Below are 5,028 nucleotides of genomic sequence, written 5' to 3'. Positions count from 1 at the left end.
GTTCAGTTGGGCTCTTGCGGCGGATGGCGTTCGACGAGGCCGATCGTATTGCCAGCCGGGTCCTTTAGGAAGGCCATCCATTCGCTTTCCCCCGCTGGACCGAACTGGCCGTCCGTGTCGCGATGGACAAGCGTTGGCGGCGCGGTGAAGGGCACGCCGGCGGCAGCAGCCGAGGCATGGAACTGATCAAGGCCCGATATGTCGAGATAGACGGTTCCGGCCGGTACGCCGTCGGTGAACAGCAGCCTGATTTCTCCGGCCATGATGAAGGCGATGCCCGGCGGATCGAAGCGTGCATGGACGGCCATGCCGAGCACGTCGCGCCAGAAAGCCAGCGTCACGTCGAGGTCACGGCCAGCCGACAGCGCGATCTGACGGACCGCACCGATGGCAGGCATTCTATATGGAGAAACTCGTGCCGCAGCCGCAGGAGGCGACGGCGTTCGGATTGCGGATCTGGAACGACTGGCCCATCAGATCGTCGACGAAATCGATCACAGATCCGCCCATATAGACCAGCGACAAATCGTCGATCAGCACGGTGGCGCCGTCCTTCTCGATGGCGACGTCGTCGTCGTTGCGCGTATCGACCAGATCGAACTTGTAGGAGAAGCCCGAGCAGCCGCCGCCTTCGACCGAAACGCGCAGCGCCGTCTTGCCGGCTTCGTTCGAGACAATCCTGGCGATCCGCTTGGCGGCGGCCTCGGTCATATCGACTTTCATGGCAGTCTTGGCATCAGCGCCCATGGGCGTCACCTTGCTTTCGGTTTCACATGATAGGTATGAAGCGCGAGGGGCCAAGTCAACCTGGCTAAGTCAAACGCGGCAGCATCAGCCATGACCAGTGAGTTGGGCGACATCGGATTCGGCTATCGGCCACGCGCCGCCTATGCCTGCGATCCGGCAAACTCGCGCGGGCGGCTGTTCGACGAGGTGGAGAGCCCGACCCGCACGCCATTCCAGCGGGACCGTGACCGCATCATCCATTCGACGGCCTTCCGGCGGCTGAAGCACAAGACGCAGGTCTTCATCGCCCATGAAGGCGACCACTATCGCACCCGGCTGACCCATTCGATCGAAGTGGCGCAGATAGCGCGCGCCCTGGCACGGGCGCTGCGCGGCGACGAGGATCTGGCCGAGGCGGTGGCGCTGGTGCATGATTTCGGCCACACGCCCTTCGGCCACACCGGCGAGGACGCGCTCAACGAGAAGATGGCCGCCTGGGGCGGCTTCGACCACAACGCCCAATCGCTGCGCATCGTGACAAGGCTGGAGGCGCGCTACGCCGAATTCGACGGGCTCAACCTGACCTGGGAAACGCTGGAAGGCCTGGTCAAGCACAATGGGCCGCTGACGGATGCCAACGGCAAGGGTCTGAAAGGGCCGGTGCCACAGGCGATCCGTGATTATTCGCAACTGCACGATCTCGAACTCGACCGGTTCGCCGGCATCGAGGCGCAATGCGCGGCGATCGCCGACGATATCGCCTACAACACGCATGACATCGACGACGGGTTGAGGGCAGGACTCTTGACGCTGGACATGCTGGAGACGGTTTCGCTGCCGGGAACGATCCTGAAAGGCGTGCGCGAACGCTATCCCTCCCTCGATGCCGTGCGCACCGGCCACGAACTGATGCGGCGGCAGATAACGGCCATGGTCGAGGACGTGATCAGGTCGACGACCGCCAATCTCGATCGCATCAGGCCGCGGAGCGCCGATGCAGTGAGGGCAGCTGGCGAGACGATGGTGGTTTTCTCGGCCGAAATGGCTGCCCTGGAGAAGGAACTGAAGGCCTTTCTGTACAAGCACCTCTACCGGCACGCGGAGGTTATGAGGGTGCGCGCGGATGCCGAGCAGATCGTCAAGGATCTGTTCGACGCCTATTTCGCCGATCCGCGCGCCATGCCGGATGGCTGGCGCGAGGGGCTGGATCGGGCCGATGATCGCATCAAGGCGCGCAGCGTCGCCGACTTCCTGGCGGGTATGACCGACACCTACGCGCTCAAGGAACACCGGCGTTTGTTTGACCATACGCCTGAATTGGGCTAGGGCGGGCTCGATTTTGCCGGCCAACGAGCCGGATTCGCTGCAAAGCCGCCAGAGCCAGACCCCAGAGTCACACAAATGAACATCTTCGCCGATTTCACCGCGCGAATCATAAAAGCCGTCGAAGCGCTTGATCTGAAAGACAAAGACGGCATTTCGCCTGACCTGTCGCGCATTGCCGTTGAGCCGCCGCGCGACGCCAGCCATGGCGACCTGGCGACCAATGCGGCAATGGTGCTGGCCAAGCCGACCGGCCAGAACCCGCGCGCGCTGGCCGAAAGACTGGCGCAGGCGCTGCGCGACGACAAGGATGTCGCGGCAACAGAGGTGGCCGGCCCCGGTTTCGTCAATCTCAGGCTGAAGGACGGCTTCTGGCAGACACATCTGACCGCACTGCTCGGCGAGGGCCGCAACTATGGCCGCTCGATGGTTGGCGGCGGCAGGAAGACCAATGTCGAATATGTCTCGGCCAATCCGACCGGACCGATGCATGTCGGCCATTGCCGGGGTGCTGTCGTCGGCGATGCACTTGCCAATCTGATGGCCTTCGCCGGTTACGACGTGACCAAGGAATACGTCATCAACGACGCCGGCTCGCAGATCGACGTGCTCGGCCGTTCCGCATTCCTGCGTTACCGCGAAGCGCTGGGTGACGACATCGGCGAGATTCCGGCCGGGCTTTATCCGGGCGATTACCTGGTGCCAGTTGGTCAGGCGCTGGTCGCGGAATTCGGCCGCTCGCTGCTGCAGATGCCCGATGACGAGGCGCTCGCCATCGTCAAGGATCGCACCATCGATGCGATGATGGCGATGATCCGCGAGGACCTGGCGATGCTCAACGTGCATCACGACGTGTTCTTCTCCGAGCGCACGCTGCACGCCGACAATGCCAGGAAGATCCGCTCCGCGATCAACGATCTGACGCTGAAGGGCCATATCTACAAGGGCAAGCTGCCGCCGCCCAAGGGCGAGAAACCCGACGATTGGGAGGACCGCGAGCAGACGCTGTTCCGCTCGACCGCGGTCGGCGACGACATGGACCGGGCGCTGGTCAAGTCGGACGGCTCATTCACCTATTTCGCCGCCGACGTTGCCTATCTCAAGGACAAGGTCGATCGCGGCTTCGTCGACCTGATCTATGTGCTCGGCGCCGACCATGGCGGCTACGTCAAGCGGCTGGAGGCTCTGGCGCGGGCGATTGCCGGCGAAGAGGTCAAGCTCACCGTGCTGCTGTGCAATCTGGTCAAGCTGTTTCGCGAGGGCGAACCGGTGCGCATGTCGAAGCGGTCTGGCGATTTCGTGACGCTGCGCGAAGTGGTGGAGGAGGTGGGCCGCGACGCGATCCGCTTCATGATGCTCTATCGCAAGAACGATGCGCCGCTGGATTTCGATTTCGCCAAGGTGACCGAGCAGTCCAAGGACAATCCGGTGTTCTATGTCCAGTACGCCTCGGCGCGCTGTCATTCGGTGTTCCGGCAGGCGAGCGAGCAACTGGGCGAAGCCAATTTCGACCGCAACAGCCTGGCGTCGGCCGCGGCATTGCTGACCGACGAGGGCGAGATCGGCCTGATCCGCAAGCTTGCCGAATACCCGCGGCTGATCGAGTCCGCCGCCCTTGCGCTCGAGCCGCATCGGCTGGCATTTTACCTCTATGATCTGGCTTCCAGCTTCCACGGGCACTGGAACCGTGGCACGGATAATCCGGACTTACGTTTTGTTAAGGTTAACGACCGACAATTGACGCATGCCAGACTAGGGCTGGTGCAGGCTGTTTCGGACGTTTTGACGTCCGGCCTGACGTTGATCGGGGCCGCCGCGCCCACTGAAATGCGTTAGGTTTGACTAAATAACCTGTCACCTTTTGCCCACATTGCGCTGGTAAGGGCCAACCCTACGCGACGTCCATGGCGTCCGAATGAGTGCGAGTTCGGGAACAATAATGGCAGACAGAACCCAGCTGAGAGTAGCCGACAACAACGACATCGCTGAGGATGATCCGTTCGCGGAACTGACCAGGATCATGGGATTCGACCCGCGCCAGCCGGTCAGGCCGCAATCGCCCGCCCAGCCGCAGGCCCCAGCCGCCGATCGCGGGCTCGAAGAGGGCGATTTCGATATCGATCTCGAGAAAGAAATGATGGGCGAGTTCGGCGCTGACGACAGCGACGCCGCTCCGGTTGTCCAGGCTTATGAGCCGACTTTCGTGCATGAGCCGGCATTCGAAGCGGCTGACGCCAGCGCGATGGACGACGAGCTTTCGGCGTCGCTCGACGACGATTTCGAACTGGACATGGCTGAGATCGACGACCACGTCGCCGGCGCCAGCCATGCGGTCGCCGCTGAAGCCGTGCCGTCCGTCGAGCCCGCTTTCGCGTCCGACATTGGCGATGCCGTCGCCGGTTCGCTCGAGGACGTGTCCCCCTTCGAGGACGATCAGTCGATGGCGGACGAGCTTGCCGCCTCGCTCGACCAGGACCTTCGGATCGATGAGGAAGCCGAAGAGGCCCTGTACAGCGTTGCCGATACGCCCGCTTCTGTCGAGCCGGTTGCCTCCGATGACGAGTTCGACGATGCGGTGGCAATGTCGCTTGAAGACGAGCTGATGCTCGACGACCATTCGGCGGCGGAACAGTCATTCATGGCCGCCGATCCCGTCGAGCATGCCATGCCGGAGCAGGCGGCGGCGCTTGACGGCCAGGCAATCTCCGACGAGAGCTTTGCTGGCCTCGACGATGCCATGGCCGATGTCGACATGGATTTCGACGTTCGCGCGGATGAGCCGATCGCCTTCGACGAGCCGGAAGCGCATGAAGTGCTTGCCGATGCTGCGGACTCAACAAGCGAGATTTCCAGCCCTGAAGGCCTGTCGGACGATGCCTTCGACCTGAACTTTGAAGATTCGTTCGCCGAAACGGTCGAAGAGCCGGTCGCCGAAGTTGCTGCCGCTATGGTCCAGCCGGCGGCGCCGGAAGCCAAGGT

The 5,028-nt window shown here is 62.8% G+C and carries 4 protein-coding genes and 1 pseudogene; 3 read left to right on the top strand and 2 right to left on the bottom strand.

Going from position 1 to position 5,028, the window contains the following annotated elements; all coding sequences use genetic code 11:
- Window positions 1-2: 2 nt before the first annotated feature.
- Complete coding sequence (locus tag EN925_RS23015) at window positions 3-398, bottom strand: VOC family protein (RefSeq protein WP_013531287.1); 396 nt, start codon at window positions 396-398, stop codon at window positions 3-5.
- Between the two features lies 1 nt (window position 399).
- Window positions 400-747, bottom strand: coding sequence for an iron-sulfur cluster insertion protein ErpA (gene erpA / locus EN925_RS23010; protein WP_013531288.1), 348 nt, complete (start codon window positions 745-747; stop codon window positions 400-402).
- A gap of 90 nt (window positions 748-837) precedes the next feature.
- Here erpA and EN925_RS23005 point away from each other — a divergent pair, with 90 nt between their 5' ends.
- From EN925_RS23005 to EN925_RS22995, 3 genes and pseudogenes are all read left to right on the top strand, one after another.
- Window positions 838-2,052 (top strand): deoxyguanosinetriphosphate triphosphohydrolase, encoded by a 1,215-nt coding sequence (locus EN925_RS23005; RefSeq protein ID WP_127371664.1) that lies wholly within the window; start codon window positions 838-840, stop codon window positions 2,050-2,052.
- Window positions 2,053-2,127: 75 nt separating this feature from the next.
- Window positions 2,128-3,885, top strand: coding sequence for an arginine--tRNA ligase (argS, locus tag EN925_RS23000; RefSeq protein WP_064993663.1), 1,758 nt, complete (start codon window positions 2,128-2,130; stop codon window positions 3,883-3,885).
- A gap of 103 nt (window positions 3,886-3,988) precedes the next feature.
- Window positions 3,989-5,028, top strand: a pseudogene (locus EN925_RS22995) (SPOR domain-containing protein); the annotation flags it as partial.

The sequence above is a fragment of the Mesorhizobium sp. M7A.F.Ca.US.006.04.2.1 genome, assembly GCF_004022915.1.
GTDB lineage: Bacteria > Pseudomonadota > Alphaproteobacteria > Rhizobiales > Rhizobiaceae > Mesorhizobium > Mesorhizobium ciceri.
The sequence above is the reverse complement of the archived record's forward strand: the minus strand, read 5'-3'. Positions and strand labels throughout refer to the sequence as shown.

Coding starts and splice junctions, on each gene's coding strand:
- EN925_RS23015 (WP_013531287.1), bottom strand. CDS start 398: ATGCCTGCCATCGGTGCGGTCCGTCAGATCGCGCTGTCGGCTGGCCGT.
- erpA (WP_013531288.1), bottom strand. CDS start 747: ATGGGCGCTGATGCCAAGACTGCCATGAAAGTCGATATGACCGAGGCC.
- EN925_RS23005 (WP_127371664.1), top strand. CDS start 838: ATGACCAGTGAGTTGGGCGACATCGGATTCGGCTATCGGCCACGCGCC.
- argS (WP_064993663.1), top strand. CDS start 2,128: ATGAACATCTTCGCCGATTTCACCGCGCGAATCATAAAAGCCGTCGAA.